Origin of the sequence: Terribacillus saccharophilus (assembly GCF_002272745.1) — a bacterium.
GTDB lineage: Bacteria > Bacillota > Bacilli > Bacillales > Amphibacillaceae > Terribacillus > Terribacillus saccharophilus_B.
The window spans coordinates 1-20,393 of the sequence record NZ_NPBD01000006.1 but is presented as its reverse complement, the minus strand read 5'-3'; the positions used below and the strand labels follow the sequence as shown (position 1 = coordinate 20,393).

Genomic DNA, 20,393 nt, shown 5'->3' with positions numbered 1-20,393 from the left:
ATGCAGTATGATCATATATTGATACGTTATGGAGAAATGGCACTGAAAGGAAAGAATCGGAAGCATTTTACCAAACAACTGGAAAATAATGTGAAAGACCAAATCAGACCTTACCCGAAAGCGAAAATAGAGCGTACACGTGACCGGATGTATATTCATCTTCACGGAGAGAAACATGAACCGATTGTAGAAGCGTGTCGGAACATTTTCGGTATCCATAGCTTCAGTCTGGCTATTCGAACTGAAAATGAAGAGCTGGCAATTAAACAGGCTGCATTGAAGCTTTTACTAGATAATCCAGCTGGAACATCTTTCAAAATATCATGCCGCCGAACAAACAAACAATTCCCGATTGACTCACAGGAGATGAACCAGCGCATTGGCGCTTATGTTCTTCAGAACAGTGAAGGCTATCCTGTTGATGTAAGAAAACCAGGTGTCGATATCATGGTAGAGATACGTGAACGAGCGACATATGTTACAGGCCAAAAAATCAAGGGACCGGGCGGCTTGCCTGCAGGCAGCTCAGGTAAGACATTATTGATGCTTTCAGGCGGTATTGACAGTCCTGTAGCAGGGTACCTGGCAATGAAGCGTGGAGTGGAGATAGAAGCAATCCATTTCCATTCTCCTCCTTATACGAATGAACGTGCAAAACAGAAAGTGATTGATTTGGCACAAACATTATCGAAATTCGGTGCTAAAGTGAAAATTCATGTTGTTCCATTCACTGATTTACAGGTGAAGGTGCATCAAGAGATACCTTTCGGCTATAGCATGACGGTCATGCGTCGGATGATGCTGCGTATCAGTGAACGAATTGCAGAAAAACACGGCATCATGTCACTTACTTCCGGAGAAAGCCTTGGTCAGGTTGCAAGTCAGACGATGGAGAGTATGTTTGCAATTAACGAAGTGACGAACTATCCAGTTTTGCGCCCGTTGATTACGATGGACAAGTCTGACATCATCGATATTGCAAAACAAATTGACACGTATGAGATTTCAACGCGTCCATATGATGACTGCTGTACAGTCTTTGTACCGGAAGCACCTAAAACAAAGCCTCGCCGTGAAAAGGTCCACTTGTATGAAGGTACAATCGACTTCTCGGCTGAATTCGAACGAGCTATCGAAGGTACAGAAATTATCACTGCATTGCCAGATGAAAACAATGCGCCATTTGCTGACTTATTGTAAGAACTTCCCATCTAAATAATCTGTATGTTTACCTCCTTGTCGGCGCATCCTACTTGTACAAGGAGGTGACACAAAATGGCTAACAACAACTCAAGCAACCAGCTAGTAGTACCTCAAGCGCAACAAGCTCTAGATCAAATGAAATATGAGATCGCACAAGAATTCGGTGTACAGCTTGGCGGAAACGAAACTTCTCGTGCCAACGGATCTGTTGGAGGAGAAATCACAAAACGTCTTGTACGCACAGCACAAGAGCAATTAAGCAGATAATTTCATAAGTATGGCATAAAGGGGCAGCATACGCTGCTCCTTTTCTGTGTAAAAACAAAATGAAATGCTTATCCTATTGCTGAAGGGGGCTGGAGAATATGTGGATAATCATTAGTTTTGTGGTTGGAGTACTGCTGTTAATTGCAGTGGCACTTGTTGCTAAAGTGACGGTACATATTTGTTACGATAAAAAACAGTGGAATATCCGGATTCTGGTTTTCGGCATCTGCGTGCATAAGCGGCAATTCAAACAGCAATCATCTATTGAACACACGTCTGCCGATAATATAAAACAGCAGCTATCCAATCTCTTTACTGATCTCCAGAGGATTTGGAGCTCCTTCCCCTATCTGCTTCAGATTACAAAAAGTGCAGAGCTGCAGCAATTACGCTGGCATACAACGATTGGAATGTCCGATGCAGCATTGGCGGGCACGATGGTTGGTTTGGTGTGGACTATAAAAGGAATAGCCAATCAAATAATCCGGTCGAATTTCCAGATCAGACAGCCCTTTGACATTCAGGTACAGCCGATTTTTCAAACTTCCTTCTTTGATACTAGCTTTCAATGCATAGTGTCTATTCGTACCGGGAAAGCTATGCAGGCTATTATATCCAATGCCAGAGGAAGATAGGAGGAGCAGTATGGCAGATCATCCAATTCAAGGCTTAATGAAGACTGCAATGGAAAACCTAAAGGAAATGATTGATGTTAATACGATAGTTGGCGATCCGGTGGAAACACCTGATGGGAGCATCATTTTGACGGTGTCCCGGGTTGGTTTCGGATTTGCTGCTGGAGGCAGCGAGTTTGACGCAGCTTCCCAAGGTAAGAGTGATCAGAAAGAGCTGCCTTTTGGAGGGGGAAGCGGTGGCGGCGTGTCCATCACCCCGATAGCCTTTCTCATTGTAGGCCATAAAGGTGTCAAAATGATTCATCTGGATGAACAGACACATTTGTATGAAAAGCTTATTGAAGCAGCACCAGCAGCAGTAGAAAAAATCCAAGAAATACTCAAACAAAATCCGAAGCAGAAAAAGCAGCAAAAATCACAAGGATTTGATGATGAGACGATATATTGACTAAAAGGCCGCCTGTTGGTGGTTTTTTTAGTTTATAATCCGACATTATTCCGCTATAATTTAAAGATACTGAGCTTGAAACGGGAAAGCGCAAAGAGAGAAGGTTATACTTGAAACAGAAGATAAATCTGCGGACGCAGATGACTGCACTGGTATTCATTGTCGTAATCTTGGCTGTGACGACGACATTCGTCATGATTGGGATTGAGACGAGTAATAATATCAAATCCCAAGAGCGGGACCGTGTGCTGCAAACTGCCAAGCTGATAGCTGTTGACCCGGTAGTCAAGCAGGCGACAGATGAGCAGGATTCCGCTACACTGCAGAAGTTTACTACCCAGGCAATGGGGATTACGGATGCAGATTTCGTTGTGGTAATGAACATGGATAGCGTTCGGCTGAGCCACCCGGATCCAGCTGAGATCGGAAAACGTTTTGCCGGCGGAGATGAAACTCCAGCGATACAAGGGAAAGAATTTGTATCCAAGGCAAAGGGGACACTGGGATTAAGTTTGCGGGCATTTGCCCCGGTCTATAATGAACAAGGAGATCAAGTCGGAGTTGTTGCGGTCGGAATAACGATGAATGAGTTGAATGAAATCATTCGAAACAATCGGTTACCATTATATTTGGCTACAGTACTTAGTTTAGTAATTGGTTTAATTGGAGCTGTCCTGCTGGCACGTAAAATAAAACAGATCATGCACGGGATGGAACCGGATGAAATTGCTGCACTTTTGAGTGAGCGAATTGCAATGCTGGAATCAATCAAAGACGGGATGTTAGCTGTTGACACGAATGGGAAGATTCAGATGGTCAACACAGAAGGAAAAAGATTGCTGGAAGAGATGGGGATCAAGGGAGAGCTGAAGAACCGTCATGTCGATGATGTGCTCCCAGTTACCAAACTTCATCAAGTTATAGCATGGAATAAACCGTTGATTGGCCGTCAAGTGGAGCATAATGGATTGACGCTCGTCATGAATGAAATCCCGATTCAGATCAAAGGAAAAACCGAAGGGGCAATTGCAACATTCCTTGACCGAACTGAATATAACCATCTGAACGAAAAGCTGACAGATACAATGCTGTACGCGGACGCTCTTAGGGCGCAAACACATGATTTCATGAACAAGCTGCATGTGATTCTTGGTCTGTTGGAATTGGAGGATTACGATCAGCTGGAACGCTATGTGAAAAATGTTGCCGGTAAAGAGAGATCTGCTACGATTGCTATGATTCACCATCTTAAGAATCCAATCCTTGCCGGTTTTCTGCTTGGGAAGAAAAGCTATATGGCGGAAAATGGAGTTCAGCTGGAAGTGGATTGCAGAGATACGATACCTAATACATCTGAAAAAATGAATCAGATGCTAATTACTATTTTAGGTAATTTAATGAACAATGCAGTGGATGCTGTTGATCAGCAGCCAGAAAAGCGTGTCCAGCTATCCATGAAGTACAACGATAGACAGCTCTTCTTAGAGCTGACGGACACTGGAAAAGGGATCAGTAAAGAGCAGCAGGAGAAAATTTTCACGCAAGGTTATTCCACAAAAGGAAACGACCGTGGCTTTGGCCTTTATCAAGTGGAAGACTATGTGCACAAGCTGGGCGGCTATCTTGTCCTTACAAGTGAGCCAGGTGAAGGAACTACCTTCAGCGTCCAGCTGCCGTATGATATACAGGAGGATGTAACAAATGATTAAAGTACTGATTGTGGAAGACGATCCGATGGTTAGCGAATTGAATAAACGATATGTTAAACAAATGAGTGGATTTGCAGCTGTCGGAGCTGCTCAGAATTATAAGGAAGCCCTTGAATTCATTCAACAAAATGAAGTCGACCTTCTACTTTTGGATGTATATATGAAAGGTAAGAACGGAATAGAGTTGCTTAAAGAAATTCGTAAACGCGACCAGAAAGTGGACGCTATCATCATTTCTGCGGCAAGTGAGAAACCGATGATTCGGGAAGCACTCCAATACGGAGCTGTCGATTACTTGATTAAACCTTTCGAATTCGACCGATTCCAGAACGCTTTAAGCGGCTATCGGAAGCGTCAGCTTATCTTCAGCAATAAAGAAGAGATGACGCAGCAGGAATTAGACAGCCAGCTTCTGCAGCTTCCTGAGCAGGAGCAAATGATGCAGCTGCCAAAAGGTCTTACAAGAAGTACTCTAAAGGTTGTATGGAACAGTATTCTTACTTTCCGTTACAATTTCTTCACAACAGAGGATATTGCGAAGGAAACCGAAATGTCGCAAGTATCTGTACGAAAATATCTGAAATTCCTGGAAGATGTGCAGCTGCTTGAAGTGGAAATGCATTATGGCAGCATTGGGCGTCCGGTTTTCAAATATCGCGTTAACGCAAATACTTCCCATCATATCAGCCAATATATCTGACAAAAAAGAAGCCTTTTATAGGCTTCTTTTTTAATTTGGAATTGTGATGATGACCTTGCCGTAGGCGTGGTGCTGATCGAGGTAGGTGAAGGCCTCTTTAAACTCTTGGAATGGATATACTCGATCTACTAAAGGACGGATTTTATCTGCTTCTATTAAATTTGTCAGCTCTACCAAGTCATCAGTATTATGTTTTTTTAAGATGTTGCCAAGCTTTTTGCCGCTTCCCAACGTCAAGATAGGACCAAGCAGCATCGCCTCGAACATTTGAGAAGAAGATCCGCCGACCATCACATACACGCCATTCTTAGTCAGTAATTTCTTGTAGGTAGCAAGACGCTGATAACCGTTAATGGCAAGAATTGCGTCAAAGGAGCCATAATACTTGGTTAAATTGGAGTTTTGATAATCTAATACATAATCAGCACCTAATAACTTCATATTCTCCATATGTTTCTTACTGCAAACAGCGGTAACGGTCGCTCCGAAAGCTTTGGCAATTTGGACAGCGAAAGTTCCGACACCTCCTGATGATCCATAAATCATGATACGTTGTCCAGGCTGTACACGAACTGCGTCACGTAATGCTTGTAATGATGTTAAAGAAGCTAGTGGAACAGCTGCGGCTTGAAGATGTGAAAGGTTGGCCGGTTTCAAGGCAAGTGCCTTTTCTGGAACAGCAACATATTCAGCCAAAGAGCCGAATCCGTAATTGGACAAATCAGCATATACTTCATCGCCTGGTTTGAAGCGTTTTACTTGTTTTCCAGCAGCTTTCACGACACCTGAAATATCGCTTCCTGGTATTATATGCTTTGGTTTGAATACCCCGTAAGCAAAACGAGCGAGAAAGGGTTTGCCCTTCAGCAGGACTAAATTAGCTTGGTTAAGTGAGACGGCATGTACTTTAATAAGCAGTTCATCGTCTTTTGGCACAGGATCAGGGACTTCTTCTGCTTTAAGTATTGAAGGGGAACCATAACTCCGTGTCGTTATTGCCTTCATAATCAGCACACTCCTTTCTGACTGTTTATGACGCTATTGTATTCCGGTAATATTGCTTACATGCTAGAAACCCTGGACAAAAAAGGTATGAATACACTATTGATTTACAAGACATTCTAAGAAAAACTAGACGCCGTTTTTTAATTATAAAAGTTATATTTTATTTAGTTTAGTTAAAAAATAACACAGTTAATTTTGGTTAAATTAGAATAGTCGTATCTACTTAGGGGGTGCATTACTTATGGAAATGAAATCGCATACAAGCGATCAACAATCCAACAACCAAAAGCCATCAGGCTTTAACAAAATTATGGAATGGAAAGTCGGTGTTATGCCGCTTCCGGTGTATATCGTATTAGCAATCATTGTTCTTATTGCTGCATACACCAACCAATTACCTACTGACATGATCGGCGGCTTCGCAGTCATCATGGTACTAGGTGTGCTGCTAGGGGATATCGGACAGCGCATACCTTACTTCAACAGCATCGGGGGACCAGCAATTCTATCCTTGTTCGTTCCGTCCATGCTTGTGTTCTTTGACACTTTGAGTTCATCAACTTTGGAAGCAGTCGATCAGCTGATGACGTCAGATGGATCCAACTTCCTTTACTTCTACATCGCGTGTTTGGTTGTAGGTAGTATTCTTGGTATGAACCGGACAGTCCTTATCCAAGGCTTCATCCGTATGTTCATCCCATTGGTAACTGGTACGATTGCTGCGGTAACAGTTGGTACTTTAGTTGGTATGCTGTTTGGCTACAGTATGCACCATACTTTCTTCTATATTGTTGTTCCAATTATCGCTGGCGGTATCGGTGAAGGTATTCTTCCATTGTCTGCAGGTTATGCAGGTGTTCTTGGCGGAGATGCTTCAACTTATATCTCTCAATTGGTTCCAGCTGCTATCATCGGTAACGTTTGTGCCATCATCATCGCTGGACTAATGAAAAAACTTGGTGAAAAACGTCCAGAGCTTGCAGGACATGATAAACTAGTTCGCTCTAACAAGGGCGATAAAGTATTGGAAGCTGCAAAAGAAAGCTCAACTAAAGCAATTGATTTCAGTTTGATGGGAGCAGGTCTCCTTGTTGCAATGAGTTTGTTCGTTCTTGGACGAGTTGTCGAGCATTGGATCCACGTTGTGGCTGGCTTTACATTGTCCGGCGCAATCATCATGATCATCGCTGCAACAATCATCAAGTCTGGTAACTTGCTGCCTGCTAAACTTCAAACTGGTGCGCAGCAGCTGTACAAATTCGTTTCCACTGCGTTCACATGGCCTTTAATGGTCGGTTTGGGTATTGTTTTCATCCCGCTTGAGGATGTAGCAAGTGTATTCACAATCGGCTTTGCAGTAACTTGTGCGTCTGTTGTAATCGCAATGGCTGCTACTGGTTACTTTGTAGGTAAATTGATGAATATGTATCCTGTTGAAGCTTGTATCGTTACTGCTTGTCACAGCGGTCTTGGCGGTACAGGGGACGTTGCAATCCTTTCTGCTTCCGGCCGTATGGCGTTGATGCCTTTCGCGCAGATCTCCACTCGTCTTGGTGGTGCTGCTACTGTTATCGGTGCAACAGCATTGATGCATTTCTTCGGATAAAGAGAAAAGCTCAGCTTCGGCTGGGCTTTTTGCTTGCATCAGAGCCTGTTCTCGCTTCTGTCCGCCGCTTTTGATACAATAAGGCAGATGCAGTGAAATGGAGGAAATGATACGTGGAACAACAGAATGTAGAAAAGGTTTACCAAGCACTTGACCAGATGGCTGAGGCATTGGAAACACGTGAAAACATACCTTATCTTGATGCACTTGGTGCAGCAATGGAATATATATTGGATCGCGATACAGAAATAACAGAACAGCCATTATTAAAACAACAGCTGGAGAAGCATGCGGCTGTGTTCGACGATCAGAGCTACCAAAAAGAGGAGATTCGAAAAGGTATCCAGTTGTCTATCCTGAAAGGTATGAAAGGTGCTACGCAGCAGCAGCACATGCTGACGCCTGACACCGTTGCAATGCTTATTGGATACTTAACAAATAAGCTTATTGGGAAAAATGAAGATTTTCGTATTTTCGACCCAGCTGTTGGTACAGGGAATTTGCTTACAGCAGTTTTGAATCAAGTTGAGCGGGAAGGGCATGCTTATGGCAGTGATGTGGATCCGACTTTAATTCAGCTTGCTGTCATGAATGCCAATATGCAGGAAAGACAAATTGAATTTTTCCATCAAGACAGCCTGCGCCCGTTCCTTTTGGAGCCGGTAGATCTTGTCGTAAGTGATTTGCCAGTCGGTTATTATCCTGATGATATCCAAGCAGCACAATTCGAACTTAATGCAGAAGAGGGTCATTCTTATTCTCATCATCTGTTCATTGAACAAAGTCTTCATTATACAAAAGAAGGCGGTTACCTGCTATTTGTCGTGCCAAACTTCCTGTTTGAAAGCGATCAAGCTCGCTCGCTGCATACATTCCTGCAGCAGCATGCGCATATCTTAGGATTACTTCAATTGCCGGAGAGCATGTTTAAAAATGAATCTCAGGCGAAAAGTGTTTTGATTCTGCAGAAAAAGGGGACGCTAACTACAGCGCCGAAGCAAGCGTTACTCGTACAGCTTCCTTCCTTTAAGAATCCAAATGCGATGGCAAATGTTCTGAAACAGATCAATGATTGGTTCGATAATGAGTTATCTGGTTTAAAAAACTAAAAAAATTAATGAAAACTAAAACAAGTCCTCGACATATCTTGCAATGAGCTTGTCGAGACAGGTAAAATAGGGAAGTACGTAAAAGTTTACAAGGGGCTGAACATGTTGAGTAATATTTTAGCAATCAACGCTGGTAGTTCTTCATTAAAATTCCAGCTAATCCACATGCCTGAGGAAGATGTAAAGGCAGTGGGTCTCGTAGAACGTATCGGACTAAATGATTCCATCTTCACTATCAAATTCAATGGTGAAAAAGATGAAACAACTAAAGATATTGAAAACCATGAAGAAGCAGTAAAAATGTTGCTTGAAAAGCTGACTTCCACAGGCGTCATTTCTTCTTTAGATGAAATTGACGGCGTTGGTCACCGTGTTGTACACGGCGGAGAGAAATTCAGTGACTCTGTTCTTATCACAGACCAAGTGATGGAAGAGATTGCAGAAGTATCTGAGCTAGCACCATTACACAACCCAGCAAACCTGACAGGAATCCGTGCATTCAAGGAAATTCTGCCGAACATTCCGGCTGTTGCTGTTTTCGATACAGCTTTCCATCAAACAATGCCGCCTGAGTCTTATCTATACAGTCTTCCATATGATTATTATGAAAAATACGGCATCCGTAAATATGGTTTCCACGGAACAAGCCATAAGTACGTTTCCCAGCGTGCTGCTGAATTGATGGACCGTCCAGTTGAACAGCTTCGCTTGATCTCCTGCCACCTAGGTAACGGGGCAAGTATTGCTGCTATCGAAGGCGGAAAATCAGTTGATACATCCATGGGCTTCACTCCACTTGCTGGTGTAACAATGGGTACTCGTTCTGGTAACATCGACCCTGCACTTATTCCATTCATCATGCGTAAAACAGGCAAGACTGCTGATGAAGTTCTGCATGTATTGAACAAAGAAAGCGGAATGCTAGCGCTATCTGGTTTTTCCAGTGACTTGCGTGACATCGAAAGCAAATCAGAAGCAGGCGATGAGCGTGCTGAGCTTGCACTTGATGTCTTTGCAGAAAGAATCCACAAATACCTTGGATCCTACGCTGCGCGCATGAGCGGAGTAGATGCAATCATCTTCACTGCTGGTGTTGGTGAAAATAGTACGACTGTCCGTGAGCGTGTCCTTAAAGGACTTGAATTCATGGGTGTCTATTATGATCCATCCTTGAATAATGTACGCGGTAAAGAACAATTCCTGACTTACCCACACTCTCCAGTGAAGGTTATTGTTATCCCAACAAACGAAGAAGTTATGATTGCAAGAGACACTGTTCGTCTTGCTGAAACTGTAACGAAATAATTTAGCAGAAAAGCTAGTCCCGAACCTAATGGGACTGGCTTTTTTTACGTTTTCAAGGGTGGAAACAATGGTATACTTGGGACGAAAGCAAGTCTTGTTACATACGAAATGGAGGCAAGCAGAATGAAGATTGGTGTACCTAAGGAAATAAAGAATAACGAAAACCGTGTTGCTATGGCCCCGTCTGGCGTGACGCTCTTGCATGAAGCAGGGCATGATGTGTTTATCGAGACAGGAGCTGGCTTTGGCTCGGGCTTTACAGATGAACAATATGAACAAGCTGGTGCAGTTATAGTACCGACCGCAGCGGATGCCTGGAGTAAAGAAATGGTTATGAAAGTCAAGGAGCCGCTTCCGGAAGAATACAATTATTTCTATGAAGGTCTCATTCTTTTCACATATCTGCACCTTGCGGCGGAAGGTTCTTTGACGAATGCCTTGATTGAGAAGAAGGTTGTTGGTATCGCTTATGAGACAGTCCAGCTGGAAGATCGATCCCTTCCACTTCTTACGCCGATGAGTGAAGTTGCAGGCCGCATGGCATCCCAAATAGGTGCACAATTCCTGGAAAAACCCTATGGCGGCAGTGGTATCTTGATGTCAGGTATACCAGGTGTGAAGCGTGGCAAAGTCACGATTATCGGCGGCGGTGTTGTTGGAACGAATGCAGCGAAGATTGCGGTTGGTCTTGGTGCTGACGTAACGATAGTCGACTTGAGTCCGCAGCGTCTGCGAGAGCTAGATGATTTGTTCGGCAGCTCGATCAATACGGTTGTCTCCAACCCGCTTAACATAGCGGAAGCTGTAAAAGAATCCGATTTGGTTATTGGAGCTGTTCTCATACCTGGGGCCAAAGCGCCCAAGCTGGTAACAGAGGAGATGATCGCAAGTATGAAGCCTGGATCTGTCGTCGTTGATGTCGCAATTGACCAGGGTGGTATTTTTGCAACATCAGATAAAATTACTACACATGATAACCCGACGTATACAAAGCATGATGTACTGCATTATGCAGTTGCCAATATGCCGGGGGCAGTTCCGCGTACTTCAACAATCGGGCTGACAAATGTGACTGTTCCTTATGCACTGCAGCTAGCGAATAAAGGGTATCAGCAAGCTTGTCTGAACAATCCATCCTTGGCAAAGGGAATAAACACATTGGATGGGTTTGTAACTTATCAAGCAGTAGCGGAAGCCCATGATTTGACGTTTGAAGCAGCTGACAATCTGCTGCAGAGATAATAAAAATAAAACGAGCATCTGCCAGAAGCAGATGCTCGTTTTATTTTAACCGATAATTTGTAGATCGCGTGGATAAGCAGTAAGAACGTCAGGGCCATTCTTTGTAAGGAAAATATCATCCTCAATGCGTACGCCGCCGACACCAGGCAAATAAATACCGGGCTCAATTGTGTAGCACATGCCTTCCTGTAATGCTTGTGTATTGTTGCTGGACAATGACGGGAATTCATGTACGCCAATTCCCAAACCGTGGCCGACACGGTGTGTGAAATACTCGCCAAAGCCAGCTTGTTCGATATGGCCGCGGGCCGCTCTGTCGATTTCAGAAATAGCAGTACCTACTTGTGATGCTGCTGTTGCTTTCTCGAGGGCGATTCGCACTGTATCATGAATATGCTGCTGGTCAGCTGTTACATGCTTATAAGCAACAGTCCGGGTAATATCTGAGCAGTAGCCTTCAAAGATGACTCCCAAATCAAATAAGACAAGATCTCCTGCTGCGATCTGTTTACCGTCTGGAGTTCCGTGCGGAGAAGCGGTCTTCGGTCCGGACAAAACGGTTGTCGCAAAGGACATGCTCTGTACACCTTCTTGCTTCAGTGCATATTCTAACTCCGCTGTAATTTGTAATTCACTTTTTCCAGCTGCAATTGCCTCAATGCCTTTTTTGACACCATAATCAGCAAGTACTGCTGCTTGTTTCAACAAAGTGTATTCTTTTTTGTCTTTGATGTTTCGTTGTTTCTGCAGTAGTTCCGTTGCATTCGTGAATGCCGTATCTGGCAGAATATGCTGCAGCATCTCTAAACGCAGTACCGACATATGGTCCTTTTCAATTCCCATAGAAGCAGGAATACGACCTCGTTCTTTTAGGTAATCCTTGAAAAGCTGCCAGACATCTTCATGGTCGTGGTATGTAAGCATTTCTTCCTTCCAGCCGGCTTGTAGGGCGTCTTCTTTTTCCATTGCCGGCAAGATAAGCAGTGGAGCATCTTTTTGATCTGCAAAAACAGCTACGAGTCGCTCATGCGGATCTGTATAATAATTGCTCACATAATACACGTTCTCCATGGAGGTGATGAACACGCTGTCTGCTTGGTCACCTTTTAGCTGTTGTAATAATGTATCGATTCTGTGTTGCATGATAAAACCTCCTTTCCCCCAGTATAGCAAAAAACGTATTGCGTTTCTTCCAAATACAACTGTGGTAAACTAAATGCGAAAAAATGAAAAGGGGTTGTAAACTTGAAAATCTCATTCCACGGACAAGCTGTTGTGCAAATTGTGACAGAAAAGCATACGATATTAATCGACCCGTTCATCACTGGAAATGGTACTTGTGATTTGAATGCAGACGATGTGCAACCAGATGTGATTCTACTGACACACGGCCACAATGACCATGTCGGAGATACTATTTCAATAGCTAAACGCACTGGTGCGCTTGTTGTCGCACCGAACGAATTGGCAGTCTACTTGGAGAGCAAAGGATTGAACACACATCCAATGGGTATCGGCGGTGCGCATGAATTCGAATTTGGTCGTGTAAAGCTGACGCAGGCGTTTCACAGCAGTGCTATAACGGATGAAGACGGCACCCACTACATGGGAATGCCGACAGGAATTTTGTTCACAGCAGAAGGCAAGACGATCTATCACGCGGGCGATACAGGATTATTCTCAGATATGAAACTTATTGGAGATACGAACTCTATCGACGTTGCTCTTCTTCCAATCGGAGATAATTTCACGATGGGACCGGAAGATGCGCTGATTGCTGCTGAGTGGGTAAAAGCTAAACAGATCATTCCAATTCATTACAACACATTCCCGTTGATTGAACAGGATGGCGCAGCATTTGCAGAAAAAGTGAAACCTGGTCAAGGTGTCCACCTGGAACCCGGCCAATCTATTACAATCTAAAGAAAACAGCATCCTGTCACAGGGTGCTGTTTTTATCTGTTATAGTAAATGAATTGATTTTATAGATTGATATTTAGGGCTATGCAGCAATTTTTCTTCTGAAATTGAAACCTCTGCCTAAAAACTGTACAATAACAATAGATAAATAAAGACTAGTACAGATGAGGGCATGGTGAAGGAATGTCGACTAAACATGATCAGATCATTAAATATATTGAGAACCTTCCGGTTGGCGGGAAGATATCCGTACGTGCTATCGCCAAGGAATTGAATGTAAGTGAAGGAACTGCATATCGTGCCATCAAGGAGGCGGAGAATAAAGGTCTAGTCAGCACGATTGAGCGTGTTGGGACTGTGAGGATCGAAACGAAGATTAAGGATAATTTTGATCGCTTATCTTTCGCAGAAATCATCGGTATTGTGGATGGTCAAGTACTTGGAGGCCGTGACGGCTTGCATAAGACGCTTAATAAATTTGTTATCGGCGCGATGGAACTTGATGCTATGATGCGCTATACCCAAAAGGATGCTTTGCTCATCGTCGGTAACCGTATTGAAGCGCATGAACTGGCAATCAAGGAAGGGGCTGCCGTGCTCATCACTGGTGGTTTCGACACGGATGACCGTATCAAGCGGCTGGCAGATGAAAAGGAGCTTCCGGTCATTTCCACGAGTTATGATACGTTTACGGTAGCAGAACTGATCAACCGGGCGATCTACGATCAGATGATCAAGAAAGAGATAATCGTCGTAGAGGATATTTATACATCATTGCAGCAAACATACCATCTGCAGGAAACAGATACGCTCGAAAAATGGTATATGTTCAATGCGGAAACTACTCATACACGTTATCCAGTAACTAATGCGGCACAGAAGGTAACTGGAATGGTCACCTCGAAGGATATCATCAACAAAGACAGACAGCTGTCTGTTGTGAAAGCGATGACGAAGAATCCGCTTACCGTTCAAAAGCATACAACCCTTGCATATGCTGCTCATATGATGGTTTGGGAAGGTATTGAGATTATTCCAGTTGTCGATCAGCAGCATAAATTGCAGGGATTGATTTCCAGACAGGATGTTTTAAAAGCGCTTCAACAAATCCAGCTGCAGCCACAAATTGGCGAAACAATCGAAGATCTGGTAACAAGAGAGATCGATTTGCTGGAAGATGAGACGCCGGACGTCGTTTTTCAAGGGAAAGTGACACCGCAGATGACGAATCAGCTTGGCAGTCTCTCTACCGGAGTTCTGACAACGTTTGTCACGGAAGCAAGCCGTCGTTTCGTTCGGAAAATGAAGAAGGGGGATATGGTAGTCGATAACATATCCGTCTATTTCCTGCGTCCCATTCAGCTGGACAGCACAATCCTGATCAAGCCGCGTATTCTGGAGGTTGGGCGGAAGCTGGCGAAAATGGACGTGGAAGTGTATAGTAACAAGAAAACATTAGTTGCAAAAGCGTTGCTTATGGCACAGCTATTGGATCGCTGAGGCACAACATAGAGGGGGATACGATGCACGATAAAATCCTGGAAAGAATCAAAGTATATGAAACAATTATCATTCAGCGCCATGTCCGGCCTGATCCGGATGCGTATGGCTCACAGGTCGGACTGAGTGAAATTATAAAAGCGTCATTCCCGGATAAGCAGGTGTGGGTTGTAGGTGATGCTGATCCGTTGCTAACATTCCTGGCAGAGATGGATACGATAGCTGACAGCGTATTTGAACAGGCGCTTGTCATAATTTGTGATGCTGCTAATCAGCCGCGTATATCTGACCAGCGGTATAAGTTGGCCAAAGAAATTATTAAAATCGACCATCATCCGGAAGTTGATCGATATGGCGACATACAGTGGGTTGTTCCAACAGCCAGTTCTACAAGTGAAATGATTTACGAATTGTATGCAGCGCATCCAGAGTTACAGCTGACGACTCGGGGCGCCATGTTGTTATATGCTGGTATTGTCGGTGACACGGGACGTTTTCTTTTCCCCTCAACAAGTGAGAAAACATTCCACTTTGCAGGTGAATTGATAAAGTATTCATTCGATCGGACAGTGCTTTATGAAAAATTATATGCGTCAAGGCTTGATGTCGCCAGACTTCAGGGATATATACTGCAGCAACTCAAGCTGGACGAGACCGGTGTTTGCGCGATCCGGATTACGAAGGATATTCTTGCATCCTACGGAGTGACTTCTTTGGAGACAAGTCAGCTTGTCGGGACAATTGCCAGTATTGAAGGTGTCAAAGCATGGCTCTTTTTCGTCGAAGAGGAAGAACAGATTCGAGTGCGAATCCGTTCGAAAGGTCCTGTAATCAATGGTCTAGCCGGGAAATACAATGGCGGCGGCCATGCGTTTGCTTCTGGTGCTACGGTGTACAGCTGGGATGAAGCTACCAAGCTCGAACAGGAATTACAAGATATCTGCCGTGAGTTTGAATTAAATTAAGTGTCTGTCTCCACTATTACTGTCAAGTAGAGGATTTCGGAAATGATCAGCTGCTTGACAGTGACTTTATAACGAAACCCATCCAGCTCATAGACTTTATTTTCAATCGCGCCGAGCAATAATGGAGTACTTTGTACAGCTCCATTGACACTACGGCCAATCATATGGCGCGCTTCCTCCTTAATCGCTTCCTTCAGTTCGTGCTCAATTAATTTATCGAGCTCCAGGCTGTCATCATTTTCGATAGCTATTGTGATTTCATCAATAAGAAGACCTTCCTGCTGCAATTCATTCATTTCTTCATTGTTGTCCTTCAATACCTCGATATCCCGTTCCAAGTCGTGTATAGTACCTTCCATTTCTACTTTTTCTTTCACCCATTCCTCAAATAGCGTTCCATACATGAACAGATAAACAAAATAGGAAATAATGCCGCCAAGGAAAAATCCAACCAAAAATCGCTGCCAGCCAGTCTGCTTATAAATCGGCGGTATATGCATCAGGAGACATCCTCCTGGATGAACCAGCCGATGATCAAGAGTGCAGTTTTTACTCCTCCCATCGCAGCGATGATGATAAGAATTTGTTTAATAACATCAAAGGTCGCTCCTTGATAGATGCCTTTCTCAAAATTAGTGATAGCATCGAAAGTTCCGCCGATTGCAGCAATGATGGCCCAAATCCGAATACCGCTGGAGATACGCTTGATGGCGGTCAGTGGCGGTTCGCCTGTAGCAAAAGCACCGATACTGCCGATGAAACAGCCCCCGATCATAACGCCGAGTGCGATGAAATAACAATGCATCATTGAAATGATAACTCGTTCTTCCATGCTGAAACTCCTTTACATAGTCTTTTTCTACCCTATGGCAGCAGGGGACAAGTTATGTTAGTCATTTCATTGTCTGCGACATTTCGTATATAATGGAGAGAGTGTAAAAAAGGGCGGTAATGATGTATGGAGTTCTCGCATCTGCAAATCAGAAGCAGCTATAGCTTCTATCAGAGTACAATTAAAATTCCTCAATTAGTGAAGAAAGCCAAGGAAGCAGGTTTTGAAGCCTTGGCGCTGACGGATGACGTGGTAATGTATGGTGTTGTGCCGTTTTATCAGGCTTGTTTAGAGGCAGGCATAAAACCGATTATCGGAATCCATGTCCCAATCGAGGCGGAAGGGCAAATGACGAAAGTTCTTATGCTTGCGGAAAATGATACTGGTTATCAGCAGCTAGCAGAATTAAGTACATATCTGCAAACGAATGAAACAAATTATTTGCCGATTTCATCATTGGATGCATATGCGAATGGAGTCATTGCAATAATTCCGACGCACACATTGATTCAGCTTCAAATCGATCCATGGAGATCCATATTTGGTGATCGGCTGTATGCTGGTATCAGTCCGGAAGAAGTGCGTTATCTGGATGATCAGACCTTGGCCAATTGGCAGCAGCAGTACAATCTCCGATTTGCGGCAACAGGAGATGTGCGTTATGTGCAGGAAGATGATATCGATGCATATCATTGTCTGCTTGCAATAGAAGAAGGAGCTACCTGGGAGCCGCTGGTGTACGATGCGCAGTCGACGCATCATTTGCGTACAGGAGCAGAAATGGAAGGTCTTTCGGATAGTGTATTGTGGCGGGAAGCATTGGCTGAGGCTGGTTCCATTGCAGAGCGCTGTACAATTCAGCTGCAGCTTGGCGGTCGACATTTACCTGCATATCAAGTTCCTCAAGAAGAACAAGCTGATACATATTTGAGTCAAATATGCAGTGAACGGCTTCAGGAGCTGTATGGAGATAGAAAGGATGCACAAGAAAGGCTGACATATGAGCTAAATGTAATCAAGGAAATGGGCTTTAGTGATTATTTTCTCATTGTTTGGGATTTCGTGCGTTATGCAAAGGAACATGGAATCCGTGTCGGTCCTGGCCGGGGTTCGGCTGCTGGTTCACTCGTTGCCTATGTGCTGGGCATTACAGCGGTGGATCCGTTGGCTTATGGTCTTTTATTTGAACGTTTCCTTAATCCGGAACGGATCTCGATGCCAGATATAGATATTGACTTCTCTGACTACCGCAGGGATGAGGTCATCCGATATGTACGAAATAAATATGGTGCAGATCATGTAGCGCAAATCATTACGTTTGGTACCTTTGCTGCCCGCTCCCTTTTGCGAGAGCTGGTCAAGACGATGGAAATACCGCAATCCGATGCTGCCTATCTTCTTAAGATGATTCCGAATAACGCAGCATCTTTATCTGCAGGCTTAAAGGCTTCCGAGGAACTCACTGCCTATGTCAAGGAATCAGAACAGCTGAAGCGCTTATTCCGAATTGGCGTCAAGCTGGAGGGATTGCCGCGTCATGCATCAACGCATGCAGCTGGTATCGTCATTAGTGCTGATCCGCTCGTGAAAACCGTTCCGCTCGCTTCGGGGCACGATGAGGTAGCGTTGACTCAGTTTGCCATGAAGGAACTGGAACAGCTGGGTCTGTTGAAAATGGATTTTCTAGGATTACGCAACCTGACCTTGATGGATCATGTTTTGAACAGTTTGCAGAAACAACCGGATATAGAATCTGTTCCGCTGGATGACGAAGCTACTTTCCGTTTATTCCGGGAAGGACGTACGAACGGTGTGTTCCAATTTGAATCAAGCGGTATGAAGCAAGTACTGCGGCAGCTGAAGCCATCATCATTTGAAGATATTGTCGCTGTCAATGCGTTGTATCGACCAGGTCCAATGAATTATATTCCTGTCTTTGTCCGTCGTAAACACGGAGAAGAAACTGTCAGCTATCCGCATGCTAAGCTGGCGCCGATTCTGGAGAAGACATATGGTGTACTTGTCTACCAAGAACAAATCATGCAGATAGCAGCTTCTATGGCTGGCTACAAGCTAGGGGAAGCAGATTTACTGCGCCGAGCAGTTAGTAAAAAAGATGCTAGCGTACTAGAGAAAGAAGAGAGCCGCTTCTTAACTGGCTGTATAGAAAATGGGTACAGCACCGAAACTGCCAAGGAAGTATTTTCCTGGATCGTGAAATTTGCTAACTACGGATTCAACCGCAGTCATGCAGTCGCATACAGCTACCTAGCGTATCAGCTTGCATACTTAAAAGCGCATTTTCCTGCAAATTTTTTTGCTGAATTAATGAGCGGAGTTGCGAATCAGCCAGATAAAATCCGGCAATATATCCGCGAAGCAGCTGACAGCGGGATTGAAATCCTGGCTCCTTCCATCAATAAAAGTTTCGGCAAGTATACAGTAGAAAACAGGAATATAAGAATAGGGTTGCTGGCAATCAAAGGGATTGGTGCCCAAGTGGTCAGGCAGATTATTGATGCGCGGAAGGATGGACCATTCAAGCATCTTTTCGATTTCTGTGTTCGAGTGTCCATCAGTAAATCTGCATTGGAGCAGCTCATTTTAGCCGGGGCTTTCGATAATATCCATAATAACCGAGCCGCAGTATTGGCTACGATAGATAAAGCAATGGAGCAGGCGGAATTGTTCAGGGAATTGTACGATCAGCCATCGCTGCTGGGAGAAGTCGAATTCGAAGCTACATATGAGAAGCAGGAGCCTTTTTCATCGATGGCTATCTTGAAGTACGAAAAAGAAGTGCTTGGATTGTATATTTCCAGTCATCCGCTCGCAAGCTATCGGGGTGATCTCCGCAGCAGTGGTTATATTGCAGTTCAGCAGCTCGAGGCACTGCCGCCTAAGAAGCAGGTGCGCTTGGTTGCTGTTGTACTACAGCAGCGGACGATCCGGACGAAAAAAGGCCAGCCTATGGCATTCCTGACAATCGGGGATGAGACTGGTGAAGTCGAAGCCGTCGTATTTCCAGATTTACATCGGCAAATCGGTCGATTTCTGGAAGAGGAGACACTGCTCGACCTTGTTGGTAAGATCGAGGAAAGAAACGGTGAAAGACAACTTATTCTGCAAGAGGCACAACTCTTCCAGGAAGATAAGCTCGAGCCAAGTAAAGAACGGTTATTCATCCGATATGATACTATCGCTGAAGAAGAAGTTCTCGACATTGTCCGCGAATGTGCTGCACAGTATCCTGGAAATGTACCTGTCATTGTTGTACACAAGGAGACGCGGAAAAGCTATCAGCTGTCCAGTTCGTATTACCTTGAGCTAAGCCAGAAAAGTCTGGGTATCTTAAGAAAACATTTTGGGAAAGAAAACGTTGCCGTGTCGGGGCAGTGACGATTCAACTTTCTTTACACCATGGTGACATATGCCTATAATGTATAGTCGTCTGTACCGACCGTCATGTTATAAAATACACAAAGGATGATAAAATATGTCCAACTTAAGAGAAGATGCACTGAAAATACACCGTGAAAATAAAGGGAAACTGACGATGAAGTCGAAGATCCCTGTCCGTAATGCAACAGATTTGAGTCTTGCTTATTCACCTGGTGTAGCTGAGCCTTGTAAAGAAATTCACCAAAACAAGGATGACGTCTACGAATACACGATGAAAGGCAACATGGTTGCGGTTGTCAGTGACGGCTCTGCCGTACTTGGCCTTGGAAACATCGGTCCGGAAGCGTCTCTTCCGGTAATGGAAGGTAAATCTGTGCTTTTCCAGAGCTTCGCGGGCGTTGACAGCTTCCCAATCGTGCTTGATACGAACGATGTGGACGAAATCGTTCGCACTGTTAAGTTAATGGCACCAACATTCGGCGGTGTGAACTTGGAGGATATCTCTGCTCCTCGCTGCTTCGAAATTGAAGAGCGTTTGAAAGAAG

The 20,393-nt window shown here is 44.2% G+C and carries 19 protein-coding genes; 15 read left to right on the top strand and 4 right to left on the bottom strand.

Features of this window, described 5'->3' with window-relative positions; all coding sequences use genetic code 11:
- The 6 genes from thiI to CHH58_RS07065 all read left to right on the top strand — a co-directional run bounded on the left by thiI (position 1) and on the right by CHH58_RS07065 (position 4,962).
- A complete protein-coding gene (thiI, locus tag CHH58_RS07090) occupies positions 1–1,200 on the top strand; it encodes a tRNA uracil 4-sulfurtransferase ThiI (protein ID WP_095262254.1) in 1,200 nt (399 codons plus the stop codon).
- A 75-nt stretch (positions 1,201–1,275) separates the two neighbouring features.
- A complete protein-coding gene (locus CHH58_RS07085) occupies positions 1,276–1,470 on the top strand; it encodes an alpha/beta-type small acid-soluble spore protein (RefSeq protein ID WP_095217236.1) in 195 nt (64 codons plus the stop codon).
- Positions 1,471–1,568: 98 nt separating this feature from the next.
- Positions 1,569–2,105, top strand: a complete 537-nt coding sequence (locus CHH58_RS07080) for a DUF2953 domain-containing protein (RefSeq protein ID WP_095262253.1) — start codon at positions 1,569–1,571, stop codon at positions 2,103–2,105.
- Positions 2,106–2,115: 10 nt separating this feature from the next.
- Positions 2,116–2,553, top strand: coding sequence for a GerW family sporulation protein (ytfJ, locus tag CHH58_RS07075; RefSeq protein WP_095226593.1), 438 nt, complete (start codon positions 2,116–2,118; stop codon positions 2,551–2,553).
- 110 nt (positions 2,554–2,663) lie between these two features.
- Positions 2,664–4,262, top strand: a complete 1,599-nt coding sequence (gene dcuS, locus CHH58_RS07070) for a DcuS/MalK family sensor histidine kinase (RefSeq protein ID WP_095234745.1) — start codon at positions 2,664–2,666, stop codon at positions 4,260–4,262.
- Positions 4,255–4,962, top strand: coding sequence for a response regulator (locus tag CHH58_RS07065; protein WP_038562230.1), 708 nt, complete (start codon positions 4,255–4,257; stop codon positions 4,960–4,962). The genes dcuS and CHH58_RS07065 overlap by 8 nt, the downstream gene beginning before the upstream one ends.
- A 30-nt stretch (positions 4,963–4,992) precedes the next feature.
- On the opposite strand, the gene CHH58_RS07060 is transcribed toward CHH58_RS07065, so the two are convergent.
- Positions 4,993–5,967 (bottom strand): NAD(P)-dependent alcohol dehydrogenase, encoded by a 975-nt coding sequence (locus CHH58_RS07060; RefSeq protein WP_095226595.1) that lies wholly within the window; start codon positions 5,965–5,967, stop codon positions 4,993–4,995.
- A 241-nt stretch (positions 5,968–6,208) separates the two neighbouring features.
- Between CHH58_RS07060 and CHH58_RS07055 the strand changes: the two genes are divergently transcribed.
- The 4 genes from CHH58_RS07055 (at position 6,209) to ald (ending at position 11,229) form a co-directional block, all read left to right on the top strand.
- On the top strand, positions 6,209–7,573 hold the full coding sequence (locus CHH58_RS07055) for a 2-hydroxycarboxylate transporter family protein (RefSeq protein WP_095262252.1): 1,365 nt from the start codon (positions 6,209–6,211) through the stop codon (positions 7,571–7,573).
- 113 nt (positions 7,574–7,686) lie between these two features.
- Positions 7,687–8,682, top strand: coding sequence for a class I SAM-dependent methyltransferase (locus tag CHH58_RS07050; protein WP_095262251.1), 996 nt, complete (start codon positions 7,687–7,689; stop codon positions 8,680–8,682).
- A 105-nt stretch (positions 8,683–8,787) separates the two neighbouring features.
- A complete protein-coding gene (locus CHH58_RS07045) occupies positions 8,788–9,987 on the top strand; it encodes an acetate kinase (protein ID WP_095220628.1) in 1,200 nt (399 codons plus the stop codon).
- A gap of 123 nt (positions 9,988–10,110) precedes the next feature.
- Complete coding sequence (ald, locus tag CHH58_RS07040; RefSeq protein ID WP_095233745.1) at positions 10,111–11,229, top strand: alanine dehydrogenase; 1,119 nt, start codon at positions 10,111–10,113, stop codon at positions 11,227–11,229.
- A 45-nt stretch (positions 11,230–11,274) separates the two neighbouring features.
- Here ald and CHH58_RS07035 read toward each other — a convergent pair whose 3' ends face one another.
- Positions 11,275–12,372, bottom strand: a complete 1,098-nt coding sequence (locus tag CHH58_RS07035) for a M24 family metallopeptidase (RefSeq protein WP_095262250.1) — start codon at positions 12,370–12,372, stop codon at positions 11,275–11,277.
- Positions 12,373–12,474: 102 nt separating this feature from the next.
- Here CHH58_RS07035 and CHH58_RS07030 point away from each other — a divergent pair, with 102 nt between their 5' ends.
- From CHH58_RS07030 to CHH58_RS07020, 3 genes are all read left to right on the top strand, one after another.
- Complete coding sequence (locus CHH58_RS07030; RefSeq protein ID WP_095233743.1) at positions 12,475–13,152, top strand: metal-dependent hydrolase; 678 nt, start codon at positions 12,475–12,477, stop codon at positions 13,150–13,152.
- A 180-nt stretch (positions 13,153–13,332) separates the two neighbouring features.
- Positions 13,333–14,649, top strand: coding sequence for a DRTGG domain-containing protein (locus CHH58_RS07025; protein WP_095226601.1), 1,317 nt, complete (start codon positions 13,333–13,335; stop codon positions 14,647–14,649).
- A 23-nt stretch (positions 14,650–14,672) separates the two neighbouring features.
- Positions 14,673–15,614 carry a DHH family phosphoesterase gene (locus CHH58_RS07020; protein ID WP_095262249.1) on the top strand — a complete coding sequence of 314 codons (942 nt, stop codon included), beginning with the start codon at positions 14,673–14,675 and terminating at the stop codon, positions 15,612–15,614.
- Here the strand turns inward: CHH58_RS07020 and ytrI are convergent.
- The gene (ytrI, locus tag CHH58_RS07015) at positions 15,611–16,114 is read right to left on the bottom strand and encodes a sporulation membrane protein YtrI (RefSeq protein ID WP_095226603.1); all 504 of its coding nucleotides are present in this window, start codon (positions 16,112–16,114) and stop codon (positions 15,611–15,613) included. The genes CHH58_RS07020 and ytrI overlap by 4 nt on opposite strands.
- Positions 16,114–16,446, bottom strand: a complete 333-nt coding sequence (locus CHH58_RS07010) for a YtrH family sporulation protein (protein WP_038562204.1) — start codon at positions 16,444–16,446, stop codon at positions 16,114–16,116. The genes ytrI and CHH58_RS07010 overlap by 1 nt, the downstream gene beginning before the upstream one ends.
- Before the next feature lie 126 nt (positions 16,447–16,572).
- On the opposite strand from CHH58_RS07010, the gene dnaE reads away from it, so the two are divergent.
- Together dnaE and CHH58_RS07000 are read left to right on the top strand one after the other, a co-directional pair.
- Positions 16,573–19,845 (top strand): DNA polymerase III subunit alpha, encoded by a 3,273-nt coding sequence (gene dnaE / locus CHH58_RS07005; protein WP_095262248.1) that lies wholly within the window; start codon positions 16,573–16,575, stop codon positions 19,843–19,845.
- A 97-nt stretch (positions 19,846–19,942) separates the two neighbouring features.
- On the top strand, positions 19,943–20,393 hold a 451-nt coding region (locus CHH58_RS07000; RefSeq protein ID WP_430980830.1), incomplete at its 3' end, for an NAD(P)-dependent malic enzyme.